This window comes from Brucella sp. RRSP16, assembly GCF_052246815.1.
Classification (GTDB): domain Bacteria; phylum Pseudomonadota; class Alphaproteobacteria; order Rhizobiales; family Rhizobiaceae; genus Brucella; species Brucella intermedia.
The window spans coordinates 44,796-69,662 of sequence record NZ_JBQQAM010000006.1; the positions used below are offsets into that span (position 1 = coordinate 44,796).

Here is a 24,867-nt window from a genome sequence, read left to right on the forward strand (position 1 = left end):
GCTGTCAGGCTTCGAAGCATGATGACGACAGCCGCATCATCATTGGAGCCATTCTAGAGTGACAGGCGCGAACCGGATTTGTTGTATCTCAAAGAAGACGGGAAATTTTCTGTCCGATATTTCATTCGTTCGGTGATGCGGGGCAGGCGGCCTCTGCCGCCAGCCCCGCGCGTGATCCCTGAAACGGGATTACTGGGTGATTTCAGGCTCGACCAGCTTCTTCAGCTTTTCGAGGGATTCCTGCCAGCCGAGATAGCAGGCTTCAGCCGGAATTATATCCGGCACGCCCTGCTGTTCGATGTTGATTTCGGTGCCGACCGATACGGCTTTCAGCGTGATCGTGACTTTCATTTCGCCCGGCAGGTTCGGATCGTCGAAACTGTCCGTATAGACGAGCCTTTCTCCCGGAACGAGTTCGACATATGTGCCGCCGAATGAATGGCTTTCGCCCGTCGTAAAGTTCCGGAAAGACATTTTGTGCTTGCCGCCGACCTTTGCCTCCAGCTCATGGACGGAGCAGACAAAGCCATAGGGCGGCAGCCAGCTTGCCATGGCATCCGGCTCGATGAATGCGCGATAGACCTTTTCCGGCTTGGTGGCGAATACGCGGTGCAGGCGGATAGTGCTGGGCATGGTTTCCTCCCATTGTCGCTTTCAGCGGGTGTTGGCGGGTTGTTTGAAAAGCAGGCTTATATATCGCTTGAGATGATCGATGCTTTCGACCGCACGCTGCGGATCGCCGCTTGCCTTGGCGATGATGAAGGCACCCTGAATAACCGCCTGCGTATGAAGCGCGAGGCTTTCGGCGGTGAAATCACCGGCAACCGGATAGCGCTCCATCGCGGCTGCAATGTCGGGGACAAGCGTGTCCGCATGGCCTGAAATGCTGGCCCAGCAGGCATCCCTGATGACGGAATTGGTCTCATAGACCTCCTGCGTCATGGTGCCGACGAGGCAGGTGAAGTCAGGTAGTTCGCCTTGAACGAGCTGCTTGCGTAACTCGACATAGGCCAGCACGCGCTCAAGCGGGTCTTCGGGAGCGTGATAGGCGGCATCCGCAAAAAGCGCGCCCGTTGTTTCCGACCAGTAATTGGCGGCGGCAACGGCCAGATCTTCCTTGCTGGAGAAATGGTGAAAGAAAGCGCCTTTCGACAGCGATGCCCTGGCGCAGATGTCATCGACCGACGTTGCGGCATAACCCTTGGTGCGAATAACGCCGAGCGCTGCATCAAGCAGATTGGACCGGGTCGATGGATTCTGTTTGCGTGCCATTTTCGTGCTCCCTTACTATATCATACCAACTGGTCGGTATTAAATCAAGGGGAGAACGAATCTGGTCCTTCGGTGCTCTGGAAGCGGGCAGGATCTGGGAGGTGGAATGAACTGCCGGTATTGCACCCGTGGCGCATTACCGGCAGCGAATAGGCGCGGGCGGTCAGTCGATCTGGACGTTGGCATCCTTGACGACCGGCGTCCATTTGGCGATTTCGGCCTTCACATGCGCGGCGAGTTCTTCCGGTGTCGAGCCGACGATGGTGGCGCTGAATTCCTTCATGCGCTCCTTCACGGTTGGATCTTCCATGGCCTTGTTCGCGGCTTCATTGAGCTTGGCCACGACCTCGGGCGGGGTTCCGGCGGGTGCGAACAGCGCGTTCCATGTATAGGTCTCATAACCGGGGATCGTCTCTGCGATCGTCGGCACATCGGGGAAGGACGGCGCGCGCTCCTTGGTGGTGACACCGAGGGCCTTCAGTGTACCGCCCTTCATATGTGACGAGGAGGAGGGCAGGTTGTCGAACATGATCGGAACCTGATTGCCGATGACGTCATTGAGAGCGGGGCCGGACCCCTTGTAGGGTATATGCTGCATCGAAACGCCAGCCATCTTCTTGAAAAGCTCGCCGGATAGATGCAGCGGCGTGCCGTTGCCGGATGAGGCATAGCTGTATTTTTCCGGCTCGGCTTTCAGCAGGTCGACAAGTTCCTTGACGGAGTTCACCGGAAGGTCCGGATTGACCACTAGCACATTGGGAACGATCACTAGAAGCGAGATCGGAGCGAAGTCCTTTTCCGCGTCATAGGGCTTGGTCTTCAGAATCAGCGGATTGAGCGCGTGCGTCGCCACGGTGCCCATCAGAATCGTATAGCCGTCCGGGTCGGCCCGCGCGACATTCGCAGCGCCAAGGCTGCCCCCGCCGCCGCCGACATTCTGGATAATAACCTGCTGGCCGAGAATCTCCGACATTTTTGCCGCGATGACGCGGGCAACCACGTCCGTCGAGCCGCCAGCCGCAAACGGCACGACCATGGTCACCACCCGGTCTGGAAATGTCTGTGAACGGGCAGGGCTGCCAAGTGCGAATGCTGACAGGATGGAAAGGCCGAGCGCGAGGCCCGCGCGCCGTGTGATCCGATAAGCCGACATATATTCTCCTCCCAATGTCGAAACTCAATTGAAATGTCCGAAAGTAGAAACCTGCTTCGGAAAAATGCGATGCATACAAACAGAGAGATAAAGCGCCCGTCGAAGTAGTTTCCGGGCCGGGCATCTGGATATGACCGGGATCGATTGTCGGTATGATTGTCTTTTTATTGAACTCCGGTCCGGTTTCAGGGAACTACGTCACTTGCCTGAAAGCAAGCAACGAGATTCTAGCGCTTTAGTAGCGGAGAAACCGGCACGCTCCGTCGCGGGTGGCGATGATTCTGGAAACCGGACTGATTCCGGGGCCATGGCGGCGCTTGTGGATAAGTTTGATGTCATTGAAAATGCCCGCAAAACAGGCGTTCCGCAGCAAAATCGAAAATTCTTATCCTTTCTTCATGACCCTTGCTTGACACTTGTCCGAGAACCCCTTAAACGACCGCTCACACCGGACGGAAACGCCGGTGCGACGCAGCCGCAAGGCTGCCGAGAAATGCGCGGGTGTAGCTCAGTTGGTTAGAGTGCCGGCCTGTCACGCCGGAGGTCGCGGGTTCGAGCCCCGTCACTCGCGCCACTTTCCTCTCAACAAATCGATAGATTGAACGTTGACACGAAAGTGGCGCCCACCGCCGTTTCACTTCTTTTCATCCAGCATTTCCAGCAAAAGTGAGAAGCGGTTTTGCGCGGGATAATGCGTAGAAAAAGAGCAAGCATTTCCAGCAAAAAATGCGAAGCGGTTTTGCGTGGGACAATGCGCAGAAAAAGAGCAAGCATTTCCAGCAAAAAATGCGAAGCGGTTTTGCGCAGGATAATGCGTAAAAAAAGAGCATGCATTTCCAGCAATTGAACGGGCGTTGAAACGTCCTGTGAATGATTTTTCCAATATCGCAAATCTTCTCCAAACACGCGCTTGACACTTGTCCGAGAACCCCTTAAACGACCGCTCACACCGGACGGAAACGCCGGTGCGACGCAGCCTCAGGGCTGCCGAGAAATGCGCGGGTGTAGCTCAGTTGGTTAGAGTGCCGGCCTGTCACGCCGGAGGTCGCGGGTTCGAGCCCCGTCACTCGCGCCACTTTCCTCTCAACAGATCGATAGATTGAACGTTGACACGAAAGTGGCGCCGGACCGCCTTCTTCAGGAAAATCATGGAATTGCCGAACCGTGAGCCTGCTACTTGGAAAATTGTTTCCAGGACAGATAGGCAACCGACAGGATGATCGCCGCAATGACAAGAAGATCGCCGCTGGCGAGCAGATAGTGGCTCATGCGTGATCTCCTTTCGCTGCTATGGCCGACAATGCATCCATGATAGCCGGTGCGAATGCGATCTGAAGGCATTGCTTCGCAAAGCCATCGCCATCAGGCATGTTTCCATTCCAACTTTCACCGCAAACGCGAACGGAATTTTCCATCGTTCACGCAAGCCGTCCTCCGCCTTAAATCGCGGCGGCGGAAAATCAGCCACCTGACCATGCATTGCCAAGGACCCGATTTCCTGTTTTCAATCGCGCGGAACCGGATGACAGGAACGGATCGCTGCGACGATGACCCGACACGCTCTTCTTGGTGTGCTTGCAACGTTTTTGATTCTTGCCGGCTGTGACACGCCGCGCGCCGTGTTGTGGCACGGTCCCAATTCGAGCCCGCAATCGGTGGCGGCGGCGCAAGCCGCCATCGTCAAACCGGCGAAACCGGCGGCTGTGGTGCCCATCTATGTTGCGACGAGCCGCCAGCGCTCCGACGATTTCTCGCAGCCCTACAATTCAAATCGCTCCAAGACGCTCAATTTCGCGCAGGTCGATGTCGGCATTCCGGCGGCCCACGTGAAAGGGCAGGTCGAGTCGACCGGCTACAAGCCCGACCCGGCCAAAAATTTCGCGGCAACCGCATTCCAGCCATACGAGGATGCGGAGCAGTTTCTCGCACAATTGAATGCCGCCCTTGCGAAGCAGGGGCCGAAGGACAGGGAAATCCTGATCTTCGTGCATGGCTACAACAATAATTTTGCCGACAGCACATTCCGCACCGCGCAGTTCGTCCATGATTACAAGATGAAGTCGGTCGCGGTCGAATATGCCTGGCCGTCCGGCGGCGATCTGGGCCTTTATGTCTATGATCGAGACAGCGCGGACTTTGCGCGGGATGGTCTGGCCCGGTTGCTCGAACTTGTCGCCCGCAGCAAGGCCGAGCGCATTGTGCTCGTCGGCCACTCGATGGGCGGCTTCGTCACCATGGAGGCTTTGAGAACCCTGTCCCTGCGTGGCGAAAAGTATGTGCTGCGCCGCATCACCGCGCTGTTGCTCGCGGCGCCGGATATCGATCTCGACGTCTTTGAAAAGCAGATCAGGGACATCGACCCAATGCCGCGTCCGACAGCGGTGATGACATCGCGCAGCGATCGGGCGCTCGGCGTCTCGTCCTTCATCACCGGTGGCCATGCGCGGGTAGGGGACGGCACCAGCATTCCGATACTGCAGAAATACGGGATCGCGGTGATCGACGCGACCGATCTGGATGGCGGCGCGCATAATGTCTTTGCATCCTCTCCGTCGCTCATGGCTCTGGTCAGCGACGGCACGCTCTCGCTTAACGCCCTGAACGGGCGCGAGACCCGGACGACGGGGCAGGCGGTGCTGGCGGACGGCGCTTCGGCGATCAAGGGAGCCGCGTCGCTCGTGCTCTATCTGCCGGGCCGACTGGTGGGGGCGGCGGCCTCCGCTGGTCCGTAAGCGCATTTTCAGGCGGGGGACTGGATCGCCGGTTTCCACCCACGAAGTCGTGGGCAATTGATTCTCGCGGAGGATTGCCGGACAGCGCGGACCGGGCGACTTTTCCTCACGAAATTATGATCTTTTCATGTTATAGGGGTTTTAAGGGGGATAAGCGGGCCGGATGCATGGCTTGTTAAGCATCTTGGTTCGACTTTGCCCAATAGATCGTGCCGGAGGGGTTGCGCTTGCGCACGCGCTGCGATAACCGTCCCGGCGAAAAGCGCTTAGTTCGCACGGCATGCCTTTTGAAGCTGCTTGGGGCGACGGGGTTGCAACAGATGCAATGTGTCGCATGGTCGTCAGCTCCAAAAAGCTTATGACAGGCGGCGCAGCCTCGTATTCAAGCCGGATAAAGGACCATGAACGAGCTTTTAAGTTCCTACCTGCCGATCGTCATCTTCCTCGGCATCGCGATGGTAATTGGCGTAGCCCTTCTGGTTGCGCCGTTTCTTGTCGCTTACAGACAGCCCGACCCCGAAAAGCTTTCTGCTTACGAGTGCGGCTTCAATGCCTTCGATGACGCCCGTATGAAGTTCGACATCCGTTTCTATCTGGTGTCGATTCTCTTCATCATCTTCGATCTGGAAGTCGCCTTCCTTTTCCCGTGGGCCGTGTCCTTCGGTGAAATCGGCTGGTTCGGCTTCGCGTCGATGATGGTGTTCCTTGGCGTTCTGACCATCGGCTTCATTTATGAATGGAAGAAGGGAGCGCTGGAATGGGATTGACCTCAGCCAACACAACGCTCGTGGCTCCGCAGCCGAAGGGCATTCTTGACCCGCGCACGGGCAAGCCTGTCGGTTCCGACGATGCATTCTTCAACGATCTGAACAGCGAGCTTTCCGACAAGGGATTCATCGTCACCTCCGCTGACGCTCTGATTACCTGGGCGCGCACCGGCTCGCTGATGTGGATGACCTTCGGTCTGGCATGCTGCGCCGTGGAAATGATGCACATTTCCATGCCGCGCTACGACGCCGAACGTTTCGGTATCGCTCCCCGCGCATCACCGCGTCAGTCCGACGTGATGATCGTCGCCGGCACGCTGACCAACAAGATGGCGCCCGCCCTGCGCAAGGTCTACGACCAGATGCCGGAGCCGCGTTACGTCATCTCGATGGGTTCCTGCGCCAATGGCGGCGGCTACTACCACTATTCCTATTCGGTGGTGCGCGGCTGCGATCGCGTGGTTCCGGTCGATATCTACGTTCCGGGTTGCCCTCCGACCGCTGAGGCTCTGCTCTACGGCATTCTTATGCTGCAGAAGAAGATCCGCCGCACCGGCACCATTGAACGCTAAGGCCGAAGAAAAGGACATTTGATCATGAGCGAAGAAGCTCTCGGTGAACTTTCCGGCTACATCAAGGAACGTCTCGGCGATGCGATCGAAGAGGCGAAGCTTGCCTATGGCGAGCTGACCCTGTCGGTTCCGGTTGCCAGCATCATCAGCGTTCTGACCTTCCTGCGCGACGATGTGCAGTGCCAGTTCGTCAACCTGACGGATATTTCGGGCGTCGACTATCCGCAGCGCGCCAAGCGCTTCGATGTCGTCTACCAGCTCATGTCTCCGCGCCAGAACCAGCGCATCCGCGTCAAGGTTCAGGCTGACGAGGACACGCTGGTGCCTTCCGCGGTTCCGGTCTTTGTCGGCGCCGAATGGTTCGAACGCGAAACCTACGACATGTACGGCGTGCTGTTCTCCGGCCATCCGGACCTGCGCCGCATCCTGACCGACTACGGTTTCGAAGGCCATCCGCTGCGCAAGGACTTCCCGCTCACCGGTTTCGTTGAAGTTCGTTACAACAACGAGCTGAAGCGCGTCGCCTACGAGCCTGTGCAGCTGCGTCAGGAGTTCCGCAACTTCGACTTCCTCTCGCCATGGGAAGGAACGGACTACGTTCTGCCGGGCGACGAGAAAGCCAAGGCGAACTGAGGACATACTCATGGGCGCAGGCGAGAGATTGAACGGTCAATGTCTTTGCGGAGCGGTGAAGTTCACCGCTGTTCCGGCAAAGATGGAAATGGATGTCTGCCATTGCAGCATGTGCCGGCGTTGGTCCGGCGGTGCTTTCATGGCCGTCAACTGCGGCACTTCGGTCGAAATCGAAGACGAAGCTGCCCTCTCGACCTATTCGTCTTCGGAATGGGGCGAACGCCGCTTCTGCTCGAAGTGCGGTTCGTCGCTGTTCTGGCGCGGTGTCCATGATGGAATGACGGTCGTTTCGATGCAGGCTTTTGCCGAGCCGGAACGTTTTCATTTTGCCGAAGAAATCTTCATCGATAACAAGCCTGCGAATTACGATTTTGCCAACGACACCCACCGGATGACCGGCGAGGAGTTCTTGGCGGCTCTTGCAGCCAAACAGGAAGCTGAACATGGCTGAGACTCAGGTCCGCAATTTCAATATCAACTTCGGTCCGCAGCACCCTGCCGCGCACGGCGTGCTGCGTCTGGTGCTTGAGCTCGACGGCGAAGTGGTCGAGCGCGTCGATCCGCATATCGGTCTGCTGCATCGCGGCACCGAAAAGCTGATGGAAGCCAAGACCTATCTTCAGGCCCTGCCTTATCTCGACCGCCTCGACTACGTGGCGCCGATGAACCAGGAACACGCCTATGCGCTCGCCGTCGAACGCCTGCTGGGCATCGACGTGCCGAAGCGCGGCCAGCTCATCCGCGTTCTCTATTCGGAAATCGGCCGTATCCTGAACCACCTTCTCAACGTCACCACGCAGGCCATGGACGTTGGCGCGCTGACGCCGCCGCTCTGGGGCTTCGAGGAACGCGAAAAGCTGATGGTGTTCTATGAACGCGCCTGCGGCGCGCGCATGCACGCAGCCTATTTCCGTCCGGGCGGCGTCCATCAGGACCTGCCGGACCAACTCGTCGAAGACATCGGCAAATGGATCGATCCATTCTTCAAGACGCTCAACAATCTCGACGATCTCATCACGCCGAACCGTATTTTCAAGCAGCGTAACGTCGATATCGGCGTCGTGAAGCTGGAAGACGCTTGGGCATGGGGCTTCTCGGGCGTCATGGTTCGCGGTTCGGGTGCAGCATGGGATCTGCGCAAGTCGCAGCCATATGAGTGCTACAACGAGATGGAATTCGACATTCCTGTCGGCAAGAACGGCGACTGCTATGACCGCTACCTGATCCGCATGGAAGAAATGCGCCAGTCGGCTAAGATCATGCGCCAGTGCGTTGACCTGCTCCTCGGCAAGGAACGCGTCGGTCCGGTTTCCAACGCCGACAACAAGATCGTGCCGCCGAAGCGCGGCGAGATGAAGCGCTCGATGGAAGCGCTCATCCATCACTTCAAGCTTTACACGGAAGGCTACCACGTGCCTGCCGGTGAAGTTTACGCAGCAGTTGAGGCGCCGAAGGGTGAATTTGGCGTCTTCCTCGTATCGGATGGCTCCAACAAGCCTTATCGCTGCAAGCTGCGCGCTCCGGGCTTTGCCCATCTTCAAGCCATGGATTTCCTGTGCCGCGGCCATATGCTGGCTGACGTGTCGGCAATTCTTGGCTCGCTCGATATCGTGTTTGGTGAGGTTGACCGCTGATGTCCGTTCGCCGTCTCGCAGATGATGCCGTCCAGCCTGCCGCTTTCGCGTTCAACGCGGAAAATCAGGTCTGGGCGCTCAAGACGATTGCAAAATTCCCCGAAGGCCGTCAGCAGTCGGCCGTCATTCCGTTGCTCATGCGTGCGCAGGAGCAGGATGGCTGGGTCACGAAAGCTGCCATTGAACACGTTGCAGCCATGCTCGAAATGCCGCTGATCCGCGTTCTGGAAGTTGCGACCTTCTATACGCAGTTCCAGCTCAAGCCGGTCGGCACGCGCGCCCACATCCAGGTTTGCGGCACCACGCCTTGCATGCTGCGCGGTTCGGAAGCGCTGATGGATGTCTGCCGCCACAAGATCAACCACGACCCGTTCGAGCTCAATGCCGACGGCACGCTGTCGTGGGAAGAGGTGGAATGCCAGGGCGCCTGCGCCAATGCACCGATGGTCATGATCTTCAAGGACGCCTATGAAGATCTGACGCCGGAACGCCTTGCCGAAATCATCGACGCGTTTGAAGCCGGCAAGGGCGACACCGTCAAGCCGGGTCCGCAGATCGACCGTGAAACGTCCAATCCGCTCAATGGCCTGACGTCGCTGACGGAAGAACTGGACTACAAGAAGATCGGCCTCGAAACCCGCAAGGCATCCGATGCCGCCGCTGCCAGGGCAAAGGCGGAAGCCGAAGCCAAGGCAAAGGCAGAAGCCGCGAATGTTCCGCCGTCCAACGCGGCAAAGCCCGTGACCAACGCGCCTGAAACCGCTCCGGCGCTCAAGTCGCCTTCGGAGGTCAAGGTTTCGAATGCAGCCGAAAAGGCCGCTTCCGTCGAAACCACGCAGGAATACAAACTCGACGACAAGAACCGTCCGCAGCCCATGGAGCGGCCGGAAGTGGTCGACGACCTCAAGCTGATCTCGGGCGTCGGTCCGAAGATCGAGCAGACCCTGCACGAGCTTGGCATTTTCACCTTCAAGCAGGTCGCTGCGTGGAAGAAGGCCGAGCGCGATTGGGTCGACGGCTATCTCAGCTTCCACGGTCGCATCGACCGCGAAGACTGGATGAAGCAGGCCAAGGCTTTGGCCAAGGGCGGCGTCGAGGAATACATCAAGGTATTCGGAAAGAAGCCGGTATGATGACTTCGATATTGGCAAACACGAACGGAAACAGGTGAGACATGCTGGCTGATAAAGATCGCATCTTCACCAATATCTACGGCTTCAAGGATCGCTCCCTGAAGGGTGCAATGGCGCGCGGCCATTGGGACAACACCAGCGGGCTGATCGAAAAGGGCCGTGACTGGATCATCGAGGAGATGAAGGCGTCGGGCCTGCGCGGCCGCGGCGGCGCTGGCTTCCCGACGGGTCTCAAGTGGTCGTTCATGCCCAAGCAGAGCGACGGTCGCCCGCATTATCTGGTCGTCAACGCCGACGAATCCGAGCCCGGCACCTGCAAGGACCGCGAAATCCTGCGCCACGATCCGCATACCCTGATCGAAGGCTGCGTGATCGCCGGTTGCGCCATGGGCGCCCACACGGCTTATATCTACATCCGTGGCGAATTCATGCGTGAGCGTGAAGCCCTCCAGGCGGCAATCGACGAATGCTACGAAGCCGGTCTGCTGGGCAAGGGCAACAAGTGCGGCTGGGACATGGACATTTTCGTCACCCACGGCGCTGGCGCTTATATCTGCGGTGAAGAAACGGCTCTGCTCGAAAGCCTCGAAGGCAAGAAGGGCCAGCCGCGCCTCAAGCCGCCGTTCCCTGCGAATATGGGCCTCTATGGCTGCCCGACGACCGTGAACAACGTGGAATCGATCGCCGTTGCGCCGACGATCCTGCGTCGTGGCGCGGCGTGGTTCTCGTCAATCGGACGGCCGAACAATGTCGGCACCAAGCTGTTCCAGATTTCCGGTCACGTGAACACGCCTTGCGTCGTGGAAGAAGGCCTCGGCATTCCGTTCCGCGAACTGATCGAAAAGCACGGCGGCGGCATTCGCGGCGGCTGGGACAATCTGCTGGCGGTCATTCCCGGCGGTGCGTCGTGCCCGGTCATCAAGGGCGAGGACATGATGGACGCCATCATGGATTTCGACGGCATGCGCGACAAGAAATCGTCGTTCGGCACAGGCGGCCTGATCGTCATGGACAAGTCCACCGACATCATCAAGGCGATTGCCCGTCTGGCGGCGTTCTTCAAGCATGAAAGCTGCGGACAGTGCACGCCGTGCCGCGAAGGCACCGGCTGGATGTGGCGCGTGATGGAGCGCATGGTCAAGGGTAACGCGCAGAAGCGCGAGATCGACATGCTGTTCGACGTGACCAAGCAGATTGAAGGTCACACGATCTGCGCACTGGGTGATGCCGCTGCATGGCCTATTCAGGGCCTGATCCGCAATTTCCGTCCGGAAATTGAAAAGCGCATTGACGATTATACGCGCAACGCCGTTCAGAGCCGCAATATCCGTCTGGAAGCGGCTGAATGAGTTGTGTGAGCCTGCCCGGCAGGGCATGGCCCCGAAAAGTGCCTGGCGGTTTTCGGTAAAGGCCATGCCAATAGTAAGGGCAGGGTAAGAGTTTGAGATCTGGAAGATGCGGCACAAGCCGCAGGTTTGGATAAGCGATGGCAAAGATCAAGGTTGACGGCACAGAGATCGAAGTACCCGATCACTATACGCTCCTTCAGGCTGCCGAAGCCGCGGGCGCGGAAGTCCCGCGTTTCTGTTTCCACGAACGGCTTTCCATCGCCGGAAACTGCCGTATGTGCCTGGTTGAAGTGAAGGGCGGACCGCCGAAGCCGGCGGCATCCTGCGCCATGGGCGTGCGCGATCTGCGTCCCGGCCCGAATGGCGAAGCGCCTGAAATCTTCACCAACACGCCGATGGTCAAGAAGGCCCGCGAAGGCGTGATGGAATTCCTGCTCATCAACCACCCGCTGGATTGCCCGATCTGTGATCAGGGCGGCGAGTGCGATCTGCAGGATCAGGCAATGGCGTTCGGCACCGACGGTTCCCGCTATCGCGAGAACAAGCGCGCCGTTGAAAACAAGTATATCGGTCCGCTCGTCAAGACGGTGATGACGCGCTGCATTCACTGCACGCGCTGCGTCCGCTTCACGACGGAAGTGGCCGGCATTTCGGAACTGGGCCTCATCGGCCGCGGTGAAGACGCCGAGATCACCACCTATCTCGAACGCGCCATGACCTCGGAATTGCAGGGCAACGTCATCGATCTTTGCCCGGTCGGCGCACTGACCTCGCGTCCTTATGCCTTCCAGGCCCGTCCGTGGGAACTGAGCAAGACCGAAACCATCGACGTGATGGATGCGGTCGGCTCGAACATCCGCGTCGATACCCGTGGCCGCGAAGTGATGCGCGTCATGCCGCGCGTCAATGAAGCGGTGAACGAGGAGTGGATTTCCGACAAGACCCGCTTCATCTGGGATGGCCTGCGCACCCAGCGCCTCGACCGCCCATATGTTCGCAGGGATGGCCGTCTGGTCGCCGCAACCTGGCCGGAAGCATTCGCTGCCCTCGCCGCCAAGGTCTCCGCAACGTCGGCTGAAAAGATCGGCGCTGTCGCTGGCGATCTGGCTTCGGTTGAAGAAATCTACGCGCTGAAGGGCCTGATGGCTTCGCTCGGCACCGCCAATATCGACAGCCGCCAGGATGGCGCAGCTCTCGATCCGGCTCTGGGCCGCGCAACCTATCTCTTCAACTCGACCATCGAAGGCATTGAAAACGCTGATGCTTTGCTCATCATCGGTTCCAATCCGCGTGTTGAAGCCGCTGTTCTGAACGCCCGCATCCGCAAGCGTCAGCGCATGGGCCATTTCCCGGTTGCCCTGATCGGTGAAAAGGCTGAACTGCGTTACGATTACGAATATCTGGGTGCTGGCGCCGAAACGCTGGGCCAACTGGCTGCCGGCCAGAATGCATTCCGCGACGTGCTGGCCAAGGCTGAGCGTCCGCTGATCATCATCGGTCAGGGCGCGCTCACCGGCGAAAACGGCCGGGCGGTTCTGTCGGCCGCCGCCAAACTCGCTCAGGACGTTGGCGCGATCAAGGACGAGTGGAACGGCTTCTCCGTTCTGCACACCGCCGCTTCGCGCGTTGGCGCTCTGGACCTCGGCTTCGTGCCGGGTGAGGGTGGCAAGGCTGCCGGCGACATGCTCGGCAATCTGGATGTCGTGTTCCTGCTCGGCGCAGACGAACTCGACATGACCCGCAAGGGATCGAGCTTCATCGTTTACATCGGCACGCATGGCGATGCCGGTGCCCACGCCGCCGACGTTATCCTGCCGGGCGCAGCCTACACGGAAAAGTCGGGCACCTGGGTCAACACCGAGGGCCGCGTGCAGCTTGGCAACCGCGCCGGTTTCGCGCCGGGCGAGGCAAAGGAAGACTGGGCGATCCTGCGCGCTCTTTCCGACAGCCTTGGCAAGCGTCTGCCGTTCGATTCGCTGCAGCAGCTTCGCGCCCGGCTCTATGCGGACTATCCGCATATGGCGGCTATCGACACCATCGCGCCTGCTTCCGCCGACGATCTCGTCGCGCTGGCGGCCAAGGCAACAAACCCGGGCGGCGGCGCTGCGTTCGTCTCTCCGGTCAAGGACTTCTACCTGACGAACCCAATCGCGCGCGCTTCCGCCGTCATGGCCGAATGCTCGGCGCTCGCGGCCGGCGGCTTCCAACAGGCAGCTGAGTAAGCGAGAGAGAGACGGAACAATGGAAGGAATTTTTGCAGCTTACGTCTTGCCCGCGCTTATCATAGCGCTGAAGTCGGTCGTTCTGCTCGTCGTATTGCTGATCGTCGTCGCTTACCTGCTTTACGCGGATCGCAAGATCTGGGCAGCGGTGCAGCTTCGTCGCGGCCCGAACGTTGTCGGTCCCTGGGGTCTGTTCCAGGCCTTCGCCGACTTGTTGAAGTTCGTCTTCAAGGAACCGATCATCCCGTCGGGCGCAAACAAGGGTGTCTTCCTCCTTGCGCCTTTCGTTTCCGCCGTTCTCGCAATGGCGACCTGGGCGGTCATTCCGGTCAATGAAGGCTGGGCCATCGCCAACATCAATGTCGGCATGCTCTATATCTTCGCCATTTCTTCGCTCGAAGTTTACGGCGTGATCATGGGCGGCTGGGCATCGAACTCGAAATATCCGTTCCTCGGCGCGCTTCGTTCTGCCGCGCAGATGGTTTCCTACGAAGTTTCCATCGGCTTCGTGATTGTCACGGTCCTGCTGACGGTTGGCTCGCTCAATCTCACCGACATCGTGCTTTCGCAGAATACCGGCCTCGGCACCATGCTCGGCCTGCCGGCTTCGTTCCTCGACTGGAACTGGCTCTGCCTGTTCCCGATGTTCGTGATCTTCTTCATTTCGGCGCTGGCCGAAACGAACCGTCCGCCTTTCGACCTTGTCGAAGCTGAATCCGAACTCGTGGCCGGTCACATGATCGAATATTCGTCCACGCCGTTCCTTCTGTTCTTCCTCGGCGAATATGTGGCGATCACGCTGATGTGCGCCCTGATGACGACGCTCTTCCTCGGCGGCTGGCTGCCTCCGGTGGATGTGTGGTTCCTCAACTGGGTTCCGGGCATCATCTGGTTCATGCTGAAGCTCTGCTTCTGCTTCTTCCTCTTCGCAATGGTGAAGGCTTTCGTTCCGCGTTATCGCTACGACCAGCTGATGCGCCTTGGCTGGAAAGTGTTCCTGCCGATCTCGCTCTTCATGGTCGTCGCAACCGCGACCTTCCTCAAAGTCTTCGGTCTGGCGTAAGGAGTAATCATCATGGCTTCATTCGCTCAAGCAGCCAAATCGCTCCTTCTCAAGGAATTCGTAGGCGCGTTCTTTCTTTCCATGCGCCAGTTCTTCGCGCCCAAGGCGACGTTGAACTACCCGCATGAAAAGGGCCCGGTTTCTCCGCGCTTCCGTGGCGAGCACGCACTGCGCCGTTATCCAAACGGCGAGGAACGCTGCATCGCCTGCAAGCTTTGCGAAGCGATCTGCCCGGCGCAGGCCATCACCATCGAGGCCGGTCCGCGCCGCAACGACGGCACCCGCCGCACGGTGCGTTACGACATCGACATGGTGAAGTGCATCTATTGCGGTTTCTGCCAGGAAGCATGCCCGGTGGACGCCATCGTGGAAGGTCCGAACTTCGAATTCGCGACCGAAACCCGCGAAGAACTTTACTATGACAAGGAAAAGCTCCTTGCCAATGGCGACCGTTGGGAACGCGAAATCGCGCGCAATATCGCGATGGATGCGCCATATCGCTGATTGGTCCTGCTGAAACCTGGTTTCGGCATCCGGTTTGAAAAGCGGCAACAGGAAGGGGCGGCCCATCTTGTTGCTGGAATTTAAGTTTCGCGATTATTCGCGGCAAACAAAGACTAAAGAGGGCAAGGCAATAAGGCTTTGCTCACGGAAAGGTGTTGGGGGATCCCCATGCTGACAGGTATTGCGGCAGCGTTTTTCTATCTGTTCGCCTTCATCATGATCGCATCCGCGTTCATGGTGATCGCGGCACGCAACCCCGTGCATTCGGTGCTGTTTCTGATCCTCACATTCTTCAATGCGGCAGCCTTGTTCCTGCTGACGGGGGCCGAGTTCCTCGCCATGATCCTGCTCGTCGTTTACGTCGGGGCAGTGGCGGTTCTCTTCCTCTTCGTCGTCATGATGCTGGATGTGGATTTCTCCGAGCTGAAGCGCGGCGCGCTGCAATATGCGCCGGTTGGCGCTCTCGTCGGCCTCATCCTGCTCGGCGAGCTGATCTTCGTGTTTGCAAGCAACATGTTTGCACCGAAGCTCGGGCAGGGCGCCGTGCCGATCCCGAATATCGCCGAGCGGAGCAACACCGCTGCTCTGGGTGACATTCTCTACACCGACTTCGTCTTCTACTTCCAGGTTGCTGGTCTCGTCCTTCTGGTCGCGATGATCGGCGCCATCGTTCTGACGCTGCGGCACAAGCCGAATGTCAAGCGCCAGTCCATTCCGGCCCAGGTTGCTCGCACGCCCGAAACGGCGATCGAGATCAAACAAGTCGAAACGGGCAAAGGCATCTGAGGATAAGCATATGGAAATCGGTATCGCCCACTATCTGACCGTTTCGGCCATCCTGTTCACGCTTGGCGTCTTCGGCATCTTCCTGAACCGCAAGAACGTCATCGTCATCCTGATGTCGATCGAATTGATCCTTCTTTCGGTCAATCTCAACTTCGTGGCGTTCTCCAGCCAGCTCGGCGACATGGTCGGGCAGGTGTTCGCCCTTTTCGTTCTGACCGTCGCGGCTGCGGAAGCGGCCATCGGTCTGGCAATTCTCGTTGTTTTCTTCCGTAATCGCGGCTCAATCGCGGTGGAAGACGTCAATGTTATGAAAGGTTGACGGGCAAATGCTCTACTACGCGATCGTCTTCCTTCCGCTTCTCGGCTTCCTGATTGCCGGTCTCTTCGGCAATCAGATCGGAGCCAAGGCGAGCGAATACATCACTTCCGGTTTCATGGTCGTCGTCGCGGTCCTGTCCTGGGTCGTGTTCTTCCAGATTCCGCTCGGCCACGACGCGGAAACCGTCCGCATCCCGGTTCTGCACTGGGTAACCTCGGGCGCGCTTTCCTTCGACTGGGCATTGCGCATCGATACGCTCACCGGCGTCATGCTGGTGGTGGTGAACTCGGTGTCGGCTCTCGTGCACATTTATTCCATTGGATACATGCACCACGATCCGCACCGTCCGCGCTTCTTCGCCTATCTGTCGCTCTTCACCTTCGCCATGCTCATGCTGGTCACGTCGGACAATCTGGTCCAGATGTTTTTCGGCTGGGAAGGCGTGGGTCTGGCCTCGTACCTCCTGATCGGCTTCTGGTTCCAGAAGCCTTCGGCCAACGCCGCCGCCATGAAGGCCTTCGTCGTCAACCGCGTTGGTGACTTCGGCTTCCTGCTCGGCATCTTCGGCGTGTTCGCGCTGTTCCAGTCGGTCGACTACAACACGATCTTCGCTGCTGCCGCCAACTTCCTCCCCGCTGAAGGCGCCGCCGATGCCAATCAGGTCGTTCTGAACTTCCTCGGCTATCAGCTCGACAAGCAGGGCGCGATCACCATCACCTGCCTGCTGCTCTTCATGGGCGCGATGGGCAAGTCGGCGCAGTTCCTGCTGCACACCTGGCTTCCGGACGCCATGGAAGGCCCGACCCCGGTTTCGGCGCTCATTCACGCCGCTACCATGGTTACCGCGGGCGTGTTCATGGTCGCCCGCATGTCGCCGATCTTCGAACTGTCGCAGACCGCGCTTCTGGTCGTGACCATCATCGGCGCGACGACTGCCTTCTTCGCTGCAACGGTCGCCCTCGTGCAGAACGACATCAAGCGCGTCATCGCCTATTCGACCTGCTCGCAGCTCGGCTACATGTTTGCTGCACTCGGTGTCGGTGCCTATGGCGCCGCCGTGTTCCACCTGTTCACGCACGCTTTCTTCAAGGCGCTTCTGTTCCTTTGCGCCGGTTCGGTCATCCATGCCGTTTCGGAAGAGCAGGACATGCGCCGCATGGGCGGCCTGCGCAAGCTGATCCCGATCACCTACTGGATGATGGTCATCGGCACGGTCGCCATTACCGGCCTCGGCATTCCGGGCACGGTCATCGGCACCGCCGGTTTCTTCTCCAAGGATGCGATCATCGAATCCGTCTTCGCTTCGCACAGTGCTGCCAGCGGCTACGCTTCGACGCTTCTCATCATTGCCGCGCTCTTCACGAGCTTCTATTCCTGGCGCCTGATTTTCATGACCTTCCACGGCAAGCCGCGCGCTTCGGCGGAAGTCATGCATCACGTCCATGAATCGCCTGCCGTCATGTTCGTTCCGCTGCTGATCCTCGGCGTCGGCGCGCTCTTTGCCGGTGTCGTGTTCAAGGAACTCTTCTTCGGCCACGAATATGCCGAGTTCTGGAAGGGCGCTCTGTTCACCTCGGCTGCCAACCAGATCCTCGAGGAATATCACCATGTTCCTCTGTGGGTGAAGCTGTCGCCGTTCATTTCGATGGTTCTCGGCTTCATCGTCGCCTGGATCTTCTACATCCGTTCGCCGGAAACGCCGAAGGAACTGGCTGCCCGTCATCGTGGCCTCTACCAGTTCCTCTTGAACAAGTGGTACTTCGACGAGCTGTACGATTTCCTTTTCGTGCGTCCGGCTCGCTGGCTTGGCCGCGTGTTCTGGAAGGGTGGCGACGGCTGGCTTATTGACGGCTTCGGCCCGGATGGCGTCTCGGCCCGCGTGCTCGACGTTACCAACCGCGTCGTCAAGATGCAGTCCGGATATCTTTATCACTACGCATTCGCGATGCTGATCGGCGTCGCCGCGCTCGTCACTTGGATGATGCTCGGGAGCTCTTTCTGATGACCGACTGGCCAATTCTTTCAACGGTCACGTTTCTGCCGCTCGTCGGCGCGTTACTGATCCTTCTGATCAAGGACGACAGCGAGGCATCGCGTCGCAATATCCGCAACGTCGCTTTGCTGACGACGATATTCGTCTTCGCCCTGTCGCTCGTCGTCTGGGCCGGTTTCGACAATTCGAACCCCGGCTTCCAGATGGTCGAGCAGGTCGACTGGATGGGCGGCGGCATCAGCTACCACATGGGCGTGGACGGCATCTCCGTCCTGTTCGTGGTGCTTTCCGCTTTCCTCATGCCCTTCTGCATTCTGGCAAGCTGGGTGTCGGTGGAAAAGCGCGTCAAGGAATACATGATCGCGTTCCTCATTCTGGAAACGCTGATGATCGGCGTGTTCTGCGCGCTCGACCTGTTCCTGTTCTACGTGTTCTTCGAGGCAAGCCTTATCCCGATGTTCATCATCATCGGCGTGTGGGGCGGCAAGCGCCGCGTCTATGCGAGCCTGAAGTTCTTCCTCTACACGCTTCTGGGCTCGGTCCTGATGCTCATCGCCATCATGGCCATGTACTGGCAGGCTGGCACGATGAACATCGTGGAGCTGCTGAAATACGACTTCCCGGCCGGTATGCAGACATGGCTATGGCTCGCCTTCTTCGCGTCCTTCGCGGTGAAGATGCCGATGTGGCCGGTCCACACCTGGTTGCCGGATGCGCACGTTGAAGCACCGACGGCAGGCTCGGTCATTCTGGCCGGTATCCTGCTGAAGCTCGGCGGCTACGGTTTCATCCGCTTCTCGCTGCCGATGTTCCCGCTGGCTTCCGCTGATTTCGCTCCGTTCATCTTCGCGCTGTCGGTGATCGCAATCATCTACACCTCGCTCGTCGCGATGGTGCAGGAAGACATGAAGAAGCTGATCGCCTATTCGTCGGTTGCGCACATGGCCTATGTGACCATGGGTATCTTCGCGGCAAACGAGCAGGGCCTACAGGGCGCCATCTTCCAGATGCTGTCGCACGGCATCGTGTCGGGCGCGCTCTTCCTCTGCGTCGGCGTGATCTATGATCGCATGCATACCCGTGAGATCGCGGCGTTTGGCGGTCTGGTGAACAACATGCCGAAATATGCGGTGGCTTTCCTCATCTTCACGATGGCGAATGTCGGCCTGCCGGGTACTTCGGGCTTCATCGGCGAGTTCCTGACGCTGTTCGGCGTGTTCCGGGTCAACACCTGGGTGGCGCTGTTCGCAACCACGGGCGTCATTCTCTCGGCGGCCTATGCGCTCTGGCTCTACCGTCAGGTGATCTTCGGCGCGCTGACCAAGGAAAGCCTCAAGGCGCTCCTCGACCTCAGCCCGCGTGAGAAGCTCATTCTGTACCCGCTTGTGGTGCTCACCATCTTCTTCGGCGTCTATCCGACCCCGGTCTTCAATGTGACCGCCGGTGCCGTGAACGCCCTGGTCCAACATTACGACGCAGCACTCGCGGGCTCCGCGAGCGCCGTGCTGGCACAGTAAGAAATAAAGGCGTAGGTCATGCAGACTGATCTGATAGCTCATCTGACCCTTGCAGCACCGGAGGTTCTCCTTGCTGTAGGCGCCTTGGCACTGCTCATGATTGGCGTGTTCTCCGGCGAACGGGCGGCCACGCTCGTCAACGGATTATCCGTCGCGGTGCTTATTGCAGCGCTGGCTCTGGTCATCCTTTTCCCGGCGAACGGTGCTGTTTTCGGCGGCGCCATCGTCAATGACGGTTTTGGCCGCTTCATGAAGGTGCTGACACTGGTCGGCTCCATCGTGACGCTGATCATGTCGGTCGGCTTCGCCAAGGCGGAGAAGTTCGACAAGTTCGAATTCCCGGTCCTGATCGTGATTTCCACGCTGGGCATGCTGCTGATGGTTTCGGCCTCCAACATGCTGTCGCTCTATCTCGGCCTCGAACTGCAATCGCTGGCGCTCTATGTTCTGGCAGCGTTCAACCGCGATAGCGTCCGTTCGACGGAAGCAGGCCTGAAATACTTCGTCCTCGGCTCGCTGTCCTCGGGCATGCTGCTTTACGGCATCTCGCTCGTCTACGGTTACACCGGTCATATTGGCTTTGCCGAAATCGCGCAGGCCGTCGCCGGCGGACAGCGCGAACTGGGCCTGGTCTTCGGTCTGGTCTTCATTCTGGCCGGCCTGGCATTCAAGATTTCCGCCGTTCCGTTCCACATGTGGACGCCGGACGTCTATGAAGGTGCGCCGACCCCGGTAACGGCATTCTTTGCCGCCGCTCCGAAGATGGCCGCCATGGCGCTCATCATCCGCGTCGTCTCGGAAGCCTTTGCCCCGGTCACCCATGACTGGCAGCAGGTCGTCATCTTCATCGCGCTTGCCTCGATGATCCTCGGCGCCTTTGCCGCCATCGGCCAGCGCAACATCAAGCGCCTGATGGCTTATTCCTCGATCAGCCATATGGGTTATGCGCTTGTTGGTCTGGCCGCAGGCACGGTGATCGGCGTGAAGGGCGTGATGATCTACATGGCGATCTACCTTGCCATGACGCTCGGCACCTTCGCGTTCATTCTTGCAATGCGCACCAAGGACGGCAATGTCGAGAACATCGATGATCTGGCCGGTCTGTCCCGCACCAATCCGGTGCTGGCAACGATCATGACCATCTTCCTGTTCTCGCTCGCCGGCATTCCGCCCCTCGCAGGCTTCTTCGGAAAGTGGTACACCTTCCTTGCCGCTGTGCAGGCCGGTCTCCTGCCGCTCGCCATCATCGGTATCGTGGCTTCGGTCGTGGGCGCGTTCTACTACCTGCGCATGATCAAGATCATGTGGTTCGATGAGCCGACCGGCGGTTTCGTTCCCGTCGCGGGCGAGCTTCGCCTGGTTCTCGGTGTAACGGGTGCCTTCGTGCTCTTCTACGTCTTCATTGCTGGCCCGATCGGTGGTTTTGCCGAAGCCGCAGCCAAGACGTTCTTCTGACAAATGCATGAGGCGGAAGCATAGATGAGTTTTGCGCTTTCGCCTGTTGCGAAAAATGAGGGCTACCGTCTCGAAAGCTTCGAGACGGTAGGTTCCACCAACGCCGTTGCCCTGGAACGGGCAGCCGCGGGCGATCCGGGCAGGCTCTGGCTTGTCACGAAGAAACAGGAAAGCGGCCGTGGAAGACGGGGCCGTGCCTGGTCCACGCCGGAAGGCAATCTTGCCTCCACGCTGCTTCTCGTTGAATCCTACGAAATGAAAACGGCGGCAACGCTCGGGTTTGTCGCGGGCCTGTCGCTCGCAGACGCGCTTGACGCGGTATTCGCCGCGACCGGGCCTGCCGTGCCGCCGACAATCGGCCTCAAATGGCCGAACGATGTTCTGCTGAATGGTGCGAAACTGTCCGGCATCCTGCTCGAATCTTCCATTATGGGAAAAGGCCTGTTCGCCGTTGCCATCGGCATCGGAACCAATGTGGTCGCCTTTCCCGATGATCTGCCCTACGCGGCGACTTCCCTGCGCTCGCTTGGCAGCAAATGCGATGCCGAAACCTTGTTCGCGGCCCTGTCGGATGCATGGTCCGTCAATTACCGCGTCTGGAACGAGGGGCGCGGCCTTGATGACATTCGCAAGCGTTGGCTGGAGCGCGCCCATGGCCTCGGCCAGCGTGTGACGATGCAGGTCGAAGGCCGTATCGTCGAAGGTCATTTTGATACGATTGACGAGGCATGCCGTTTTGTTATTCGCGAAGACGATGGTTCGCGGGTTGCAGTAACGGCTGGCGATGTCTATTTCGGAACTGCTGCTACAATACGCAAATAATTTGCTTTGTTTTGTCTTGCCAGGGTTGCAACAGGACAACTTTGGGTTCAGTTGGTGCGGCAAGACCGCTCGATAGTCATAGAGGAAATTTCATGGCCCGATCCAATACTACGGAACTCGTCTTTCTGCCGCTTGGCGGCGTGGGCGAAATCGGCATGAATTTGGCCATGTACGGCTTCGGCCCGGCGGACAACCGCGAGTGGCTGGTGGTGGATATGGGTGTGAGCTTTGCGGGGCCGGAACAGCCGGGCGCCGATCTCATCCTGCCGGATATCCGCTATCTCGAAGCTGAAAAGCACAATCTGCGCGGCATCGTGATCACCCATGCGCATGAAGACCATTTCGGCGCCTTGCTTGACCTTTGGCCGCGCCTGAAGGTGCCGGTCTATGCGACGCCATTTACCGCCGGCCTGCTGGAAGCCAAGCGGCAGTCGGAGGATGGCGCGCCCGACATTCCGATCACGATCTACAAGGCTGGCGAAAAGTTTGAGGTCGGGCCTTTCAAGATCGAGGCCGTGGCCGTCACCCACTCGATCCCGGAGCCGGTTTCGCTGGCCCTTACGACGCCGCTCGGCACGGTCGTGCATACGGGCGACTGGAAGATGGACCCGGAACCCTCGCTCGGCCCCGTCATCGACGAGGCGCGTTTCCGCGCCATCGGCGATGCTGGCGTGCTGGCGCTGATCTGCGACTCCACCAACGCCTTGCGCGAGGGTGAATCGCCTTCCGAGCGACAGGTGGGCGAAAGCCTGCGTGAGCTGATCGAAAATGCGCGTGGTCGTGTGGCCATCACCACCTTCTCTTCGAATGTCGGTCGTATCCGGTCGATTACCGAGGCGGCGCGGGACGCGGGCCGTCAGGTACTGGTGGTCGGGCGTTCGATGAAGCGCGCCATCTCCGTTGCGACCGAGCTTGGCTACATGGAAGGCCTGCCGGAATATCTCAGCGAAGAAGATTACGGCTATATTCCCCGCGAGAACGTGGTGATGATCCTGACCGGCAGTCAGGGCGAGCCGCGTGCCGCACTCGCCAAGCTTGCGCGTGACGAAATGCGCAGCCTCGCGCTGACGGCGGGCGATACGGTCATCTACTCGTCGCGCGCCATTCCGGGCAATGAAAAGGCGATACTCGACATCAAGAACCGCCTGATCGATCGCGGCATCAAGATCATCGGCGACGAGGATGCACTGGTCCATGTGTCCGGCCATCCACGCCGCAGCGAATTGCGCCGCATGTATTCATGGGTTCGCCCGCAGATTCTGGTGCCGGTGCACGGCGAAGCCGCGCATCTGGTCGCGCAAGGCTCGCTTGGCGCGATGGAAGGCATCGAGCAGGTCGCGCAGGTTCGCGATGGCGACATGCTGCGTCTGGCGCCCGGCAAGGCCGAGATCATCGATGAAGCGCCGGTTGGCCGCATCTACAAGGACGGCAAGCTGATCGGCGACGAGGAAGAAATCGGCATGGTCGAGCGCCGCAAGCTTGCCTATGTCGGCCATGTCGCCGTTTCCGTGCTGCTCGACCGCGAGCACAAGATCATCGATGAACCCGACCTCGTGACTTTCGGCGTGCCGGAGGAAAATGCGCAGGGCGACCTGCTGGAAGATATCCTTCTGGACGCGGCGATCGAGGCCATCGACAGCATTCCGCGTGTTCGCCGCAAGGATATCGAGCTGGTACGGGAGTCCGTGCGCCGTGCCGTTCGCGCTGCGGCAAATGAAGCATGGGGCAAAAAGCCCGTGGTGACCGTGTTCGTCAATAGGATACGGTAACCACATATATTTGCAGAATGACCGGCATGGGAGGTGCTGATGCTCGAACGCTTGAACCACGTGGCAATCGCGGTTCCGGATATTGACGCCGCCGCAGCGCTTTATCGCGGCAAGCTCGGTGCCAAAGTCACCGAGCCGCAGGCGCTGCCCGAACATGGCGTAACCGTGGTTTTCATCGACGTCGGCAACACCAAGATCGAATTGCTGGAACCTCTGGGCGAGGGGTCTCCCATCGCGGCCTTTCTGGAAAAGAACCCGTCCGGCGGCATGCACCATCTTTGCTACGAGGTTGCGGACATCATCGCCGCCCGTGATCGCCTCAAGGCAGAAGGCGCGCGCATCCTGGGTGACGGCGAGCCGAAGACGGGCGCGCATGGCAAGCCGGTTCTGTTCCTGCACCCCAAGGATTTCAACGGCACACTGATCGAACTGGAAGAGGTGTAATCATGTCTCTGGTTTCGGGAATCGCGATCTATTTCATCATCTGGTGGACCACGCTGTTCGCGCTGCTGCCGGTCGGCTTGCGTACACAGGCCGAAGAAAACGAAGTGACCCTGGGCACGGTCGCCAGCGCTCCGGCAAGGCCGCGCATCGGCCGGGCCTTCCTGCGCACGACGGTCGTCGCGACGCTCATCTTCCTGCTCTATTATTATCTGACGCAGGTCAGCGGTTACGGCCTCGACGATATCCCGCATTTCTTCCCGGATCTGACTTGACCCGACCGGGTTTCACGGGTCCGGTTCCGGCACGAATTTTGAGGCTGCCTAAAAATTAGGCAGCCTCTTTTTTGTATAAAGAAAAGTGGATCACTCCACCAAAAGTTGTAGTCTGTAGCAGCCCTTAAGCGTAACCCGTTGAATTTCCGACAGGCTACAACCCGCCGTCATTTGTGACGGCGAGGCTATTTCCCCGGCAATTGTGCATGAATAAATCGATTTATACTTAAGTGAAATTTAATACTTGGATGCGCAGAGGGCACCGGGATAAATCCCACAAAATCAATGTGTTATTCGCGCAAATAAAATAGCGAAACTGCGGGGACCATGGCCGTCCCGCAAGTGCAAAAAAAAAGCAAGGCTTTCGCCTTGCTAATCAAATACGCGTTCGATCCGTTTCCATTTGACTGGCGGCTGCGAAAGTCGCGCCTGGATCCATCCTCCCAAGACTTTGAC

24 protein-coding genes and 2 tRNA genes are annotated in these 24,867 nt (G+C 59.0%); 22 read left to right on the plus strand and 4 right to left on the minus strand.

All coding sequences use genetic code 11. The annotated features are described in order from the left end of the window. Nucleotides 1-189: 189 nt before the first annotated feature. The 3 genes from ACS5UA_RS10920 to ACS5UA_RS10930 form a co-directional block, all read right to left on the minus strand. Nucleotides 190-633, minus strand: coding sequence for an SRPBCC family protein (locus tag ACS5UA_RS10920; protein ID WP_112702315.1), 444 nt, complete (start codon nt 631-633; stop codon nt 190-192). A 21-nt stretch (nt 634-654) separates the two neighbouring features. Continuing rightward, entirely contained in the window at nt 655-1,272 is a 618-nt protein-coding gene (locus ACS5UA_RS10925; protein WP_112702314.1) for a TetR/AcrR family transcriptional regulator, read from the minus strand. A 163-nt stretch (nt 1,273-1,435) separates the two neighbouring features. Further along, the gene (locus tag ACS5UA_RS10930; RefSeq protein WP_112702313.1) at nt 1,436-2,425 is read right to left on the minus strand and encodes a Bug family tripartite tricarboxylate transporter substrate binding protein; all 990 of its coding nucleotides are present in this window, start codon (nt 2,423-2,425) and stop codon (nt 1,436-1,438) included. Nucleotides 2,426-2,922: 497 nt separating this feature from the next. Between ACS5UA_RS10930 and ACS5UA_RS10935 the strand changes: the two genes are divergently transcribed. After that, nucleotides 2,923-2,999, plus strand: a tRNA-Asp gene (locus ACS5UA_RS10935). Between the two features lie 60 nt (nt 3,000-3,059). Here ACS5UA_RS10935 and ACS5UA_RS10940 read toward each other — a convergent pair. Next, nucleotides 3,060-3,308, minus strand: a complete 249-nt coding sequence (locus ACS5UA_RS10940) for a hypothetical protein (protein ID WP_443101310.1) — start codon at nt 3,306-3,308, stop codon at nt 3,060-3,062. Nucleotides 3,309-3,423: 115 nt separating this feature from the next. On the opposite strand from ACS5UA_RS10940, the gene ACS5UA_RS10945 reads away from it, so the two are divergent. From ACS5UA_RS10945 to ACS5UA_RS11045, 21 genes are all read left to right on the plus strand, one after another. Then, a tRNA-Asp gene (locus ACS5UA_RS10945) sits at nt 3,424-3,500 on the plus strand. A 472-nt stretch (nt 3,501-3,972) separates the two neighbouring features. Continuing rightward, nucleotides 3,973-5,157 carry an alpha/beta hydrolase gene (locus tag ACS5UA_RS10950; RefSeq protein WP_112702311.1) on the plus strand — a complete coding sequence of 395 codons (1,185 nt, stop codon included), beginning with the start codon at nt 3,973-3,975 and terminating at the stop codon, nt 5,155-5,157. Nucleotides 5,158-5,558: 401 nt separating this feature from the next. Beyond that, nucleotides 5,559-5,924: an NADH-quinone oxidoreductase subunit A gene (locus ACS5UA_RS10955; RefSeq protein ID WP_006466588.1), complete on the plus strand. Its 366-nt coding sequence runs from the start codon at nt 5,559-5,561 to the stop codon at nt 5,922-5,924. Further along, the gene (locus ACS5UA_RS10960) at nt 5,915-6,496 is read left to right on the plus strand and encodes a NuoB/complex I 20 kDa subunit family protein (RefSeq protein WP_006466589.1); all 582 of its coding nucleotides are present in this window, start codon (nt 5,915-5,917) and stop codon (nt 6,494-6,496) included. Before ACS5UA_RS10955 ends, ACS5UA_RS10960 begins: the two co-directional genes overlap by 10 nt. Nucleotides 6,497-6,520: 24 nt before the next feature. Then, nucleotides 6,521-7,129, plus strand: a complete 609-nt coding sequence (locus tag ACS5UA_RS10965) for an NADH-quinone oxidoreductase subunit C (RefSeq protein WP_006471810.1) — start codon at nt 6,521-6,523, stop codon at nt 7,127-7,129. Between the two features lie 10 nt (nt 7,130-7,139). Further along, nucleotides 7,140-7,580: a GFA family protein gene (locus ACS5UA_RS10970; protein WP_112702310.1), complete on the plus strand. Its 441-nt coding sequence runs from the start codon at nt 7,140-7,142 to the stop codon at nt 7,578-7,580. Further along, entirely contained in the window at nt 7,573-8,763 is a 1,191-nt protein-coding gene (locus ACS5UA_RS10975; RefSeq protein ID WP_006471808.1) for an NADH-quinone oxidoreductase subunit D, read from the plus strand. The genes ACS5UA_RS10970 and ACS5UA_RS10975 overlap by 8 nt, the downstream gene beginning before the upstream one ends. After that, nucleotides 8,763-9,896: an NADH-quinone oxidoreductase subunit E gene (locus ACS5UA_RS10980; protein ID WP_128006095.1), complete on the plus strand. Its 1,134-nt coding sequence runs from the start codon at nt 8,763-8,765 to the stop codon at nt 9,894-9,896. The genes ACS5UA_RS10975 and ACS5UA_RS10980 overlap by 1 nt, the downstream gene beginning before the upstream one ends. Nucleotides 9,897-9,937: 41 nt before the next feature. Beyond that, on the plus strand, nt 9,938-11,245 hold the full coding sequence (gene nuoF, locus ACS5UA_RS10985; RefSeq protein ID WP_006466593.1) for an NADH-quinone oxidoreductase subunit NuoF: 1,308 nt from the start codon (nt 9,938-9,940) through the stop codon (nt 11,243-11,245). Nucleotides 11,246-11,382: 137 nt separating this feature from the next. Then, nucleotides 11,383-13,467 (plus strand): NADH-quinone oxidoreductase subunit NuoG, encoded by a 2,085-nt coding sequence (gene nuoG / locus ACS5UA_RS10990; protein ID WP_176588665.1) that lies wholly within the window; start codon nt 11,383-11,385, stop codon nt 13,465-13,467. A 19-nt stretch (nt 13,468-13,486) separates the two neighbouring features. Next, nucleotides 13,487-14,530, plus strand: a complete 1,044-nt coding sequence (gene nuoH, locus ACS5UA_RS10995; RefSeq protein WP_021585007.1) for an NADH-quinone oxidoreductase subunit NuoH — start codon at nt 13,487-13,489, stop codon at nt 14,528-14,530. Nucleotides 14,531-14,542: 12 nt separating this feature from the next. Next, entirely contained in the window at nt 14,543-15,034 is a 492-nt protein-coding gene (nuoI, locus tag ACS5UA_RS11000; protein ID WP_006466596.1) for an NADH-quinone oxidoreductase subunit NuoI, read from the plus strand. A 168-nt stretch (nt 15,035-15,202) separates the two neighbouring features. Next, entirely contained in the window at nt 15,203-15,820 is a 618-nt protein-coding gene (locus tag ACS5UA_RS11005) for an NADH-quinone oxidoreductase subunit J (protein ID WP_006471807.1), read from the plus strand. Between the two features lie 10 nt (nt 15,821-15,830). Continuing rightward, nucleotides 15,831-16,139, plus strand: a complete 309-nt coding sequence (nuoK, locus tag ACS5UA_RS11010) for an NADH-quinone oxidoreductase subunit NuoK (RefSeq protein ID WP_006466598.1) — start codon at nt 15,831-15,833, stop codon at nt 16,137-16,139. Between the two features lie 7 nt (nt 16,140-16,146). Next, nucleotides 16,147-18,141: an NADH-quinone oxidoreductase subunit L gene (gene nuoL / locus ACS5UA_RS11015; RefSeq protein WP_021585008.1), complete on the plus strand. Its 1,995-nt coding sequence runs from the start codon at nt 16,147-16,149 to the stop codon at nt 18,139-18,141. Beyond that, the gene (locus ACS5UA_RS11020; RefSeq protein ID WP_006471805.1) at nt 18,141-19,649 is read left to right on the plus strand and encodes an NADH-quinone oxidoreductase subunit M; all 1,509 of its coding nucleotides are present in this window, start codon (nt 18,141-18,143) and stop codon (nt 19,647-19,649) included. Before nuoL ends, ACS5UA_RS11020 begins: the two co-directional genes overlap by 1 nt. 18 nt (nt 19,650-19,667) lie before the next feature. After that, complete coding sequence (gene nuoN / locus ACS5UA_RS11025; protein WP_021585009.1) at nt 19,668-21,104, plus strand: NADH-quinone oxidoreductase subunit NuoN; 1,437 nt, start codon at nt 19,668-19,670, stop codon at nt 21,102-21,104. A 24-nt stretch (nt 21,105-21,128) separates the two neighbouring features. Then, complete coding sequence (locus tag ACS5UA_RS11030; RefSeq protein ID WP_021585010.1) at nt 21,129-21,926, plus strand: biotin--[acetyl-CoA-carboxylase] ligase; 798 nt, start codon at nt 21,129-21,131, stop codon at nt 21,924-21,926. A 92-nt stretch (nt 21,927-22,018) separates the two neighbouring features. Continuing rightward, nucleotides 22,019-23,695: a ribonuclease J gene (locus tag ACS5UA_RS11035; RefSeq protein WP_006471803.1), complete on the plus strand. Its 1,677-nt coding sequence runs from the start codon at nt 22,019-22,021 to the stop codon at nt 23,693-23,695. 39 nt (nt 23,696-23,734) lie between these two features. Then, nucleotides 23,735-24,139 (plus strand): methylmalonyl-CoA epimerase, encoded by a 405-nt coding sequence (gene mce / locus ACS5UA_RS11040; RefSeq protein ID WP_006471802.1) that lies wholly within the window; start codon nt 23,735-23,737, stop codon nt 24,137-24,139. Between the two features lie 2 nt (nt 24,140-24,141). Then, nucleotides 24,142-24,411 carry a DUF1467 family protein gene (locus tag ACS5UA_RS11045; protein WP_006466605.1) on the plus strand — a complete coding sequence of 90 codons (270 nt, stop codon included), beginning with the start codon at nt 24,142-24,144 and terminating at the stop codon, nt 24,409-24,411. The last annotated feature ends 456 nt before the right edge of the window (nt 24,412-24,867 follow it).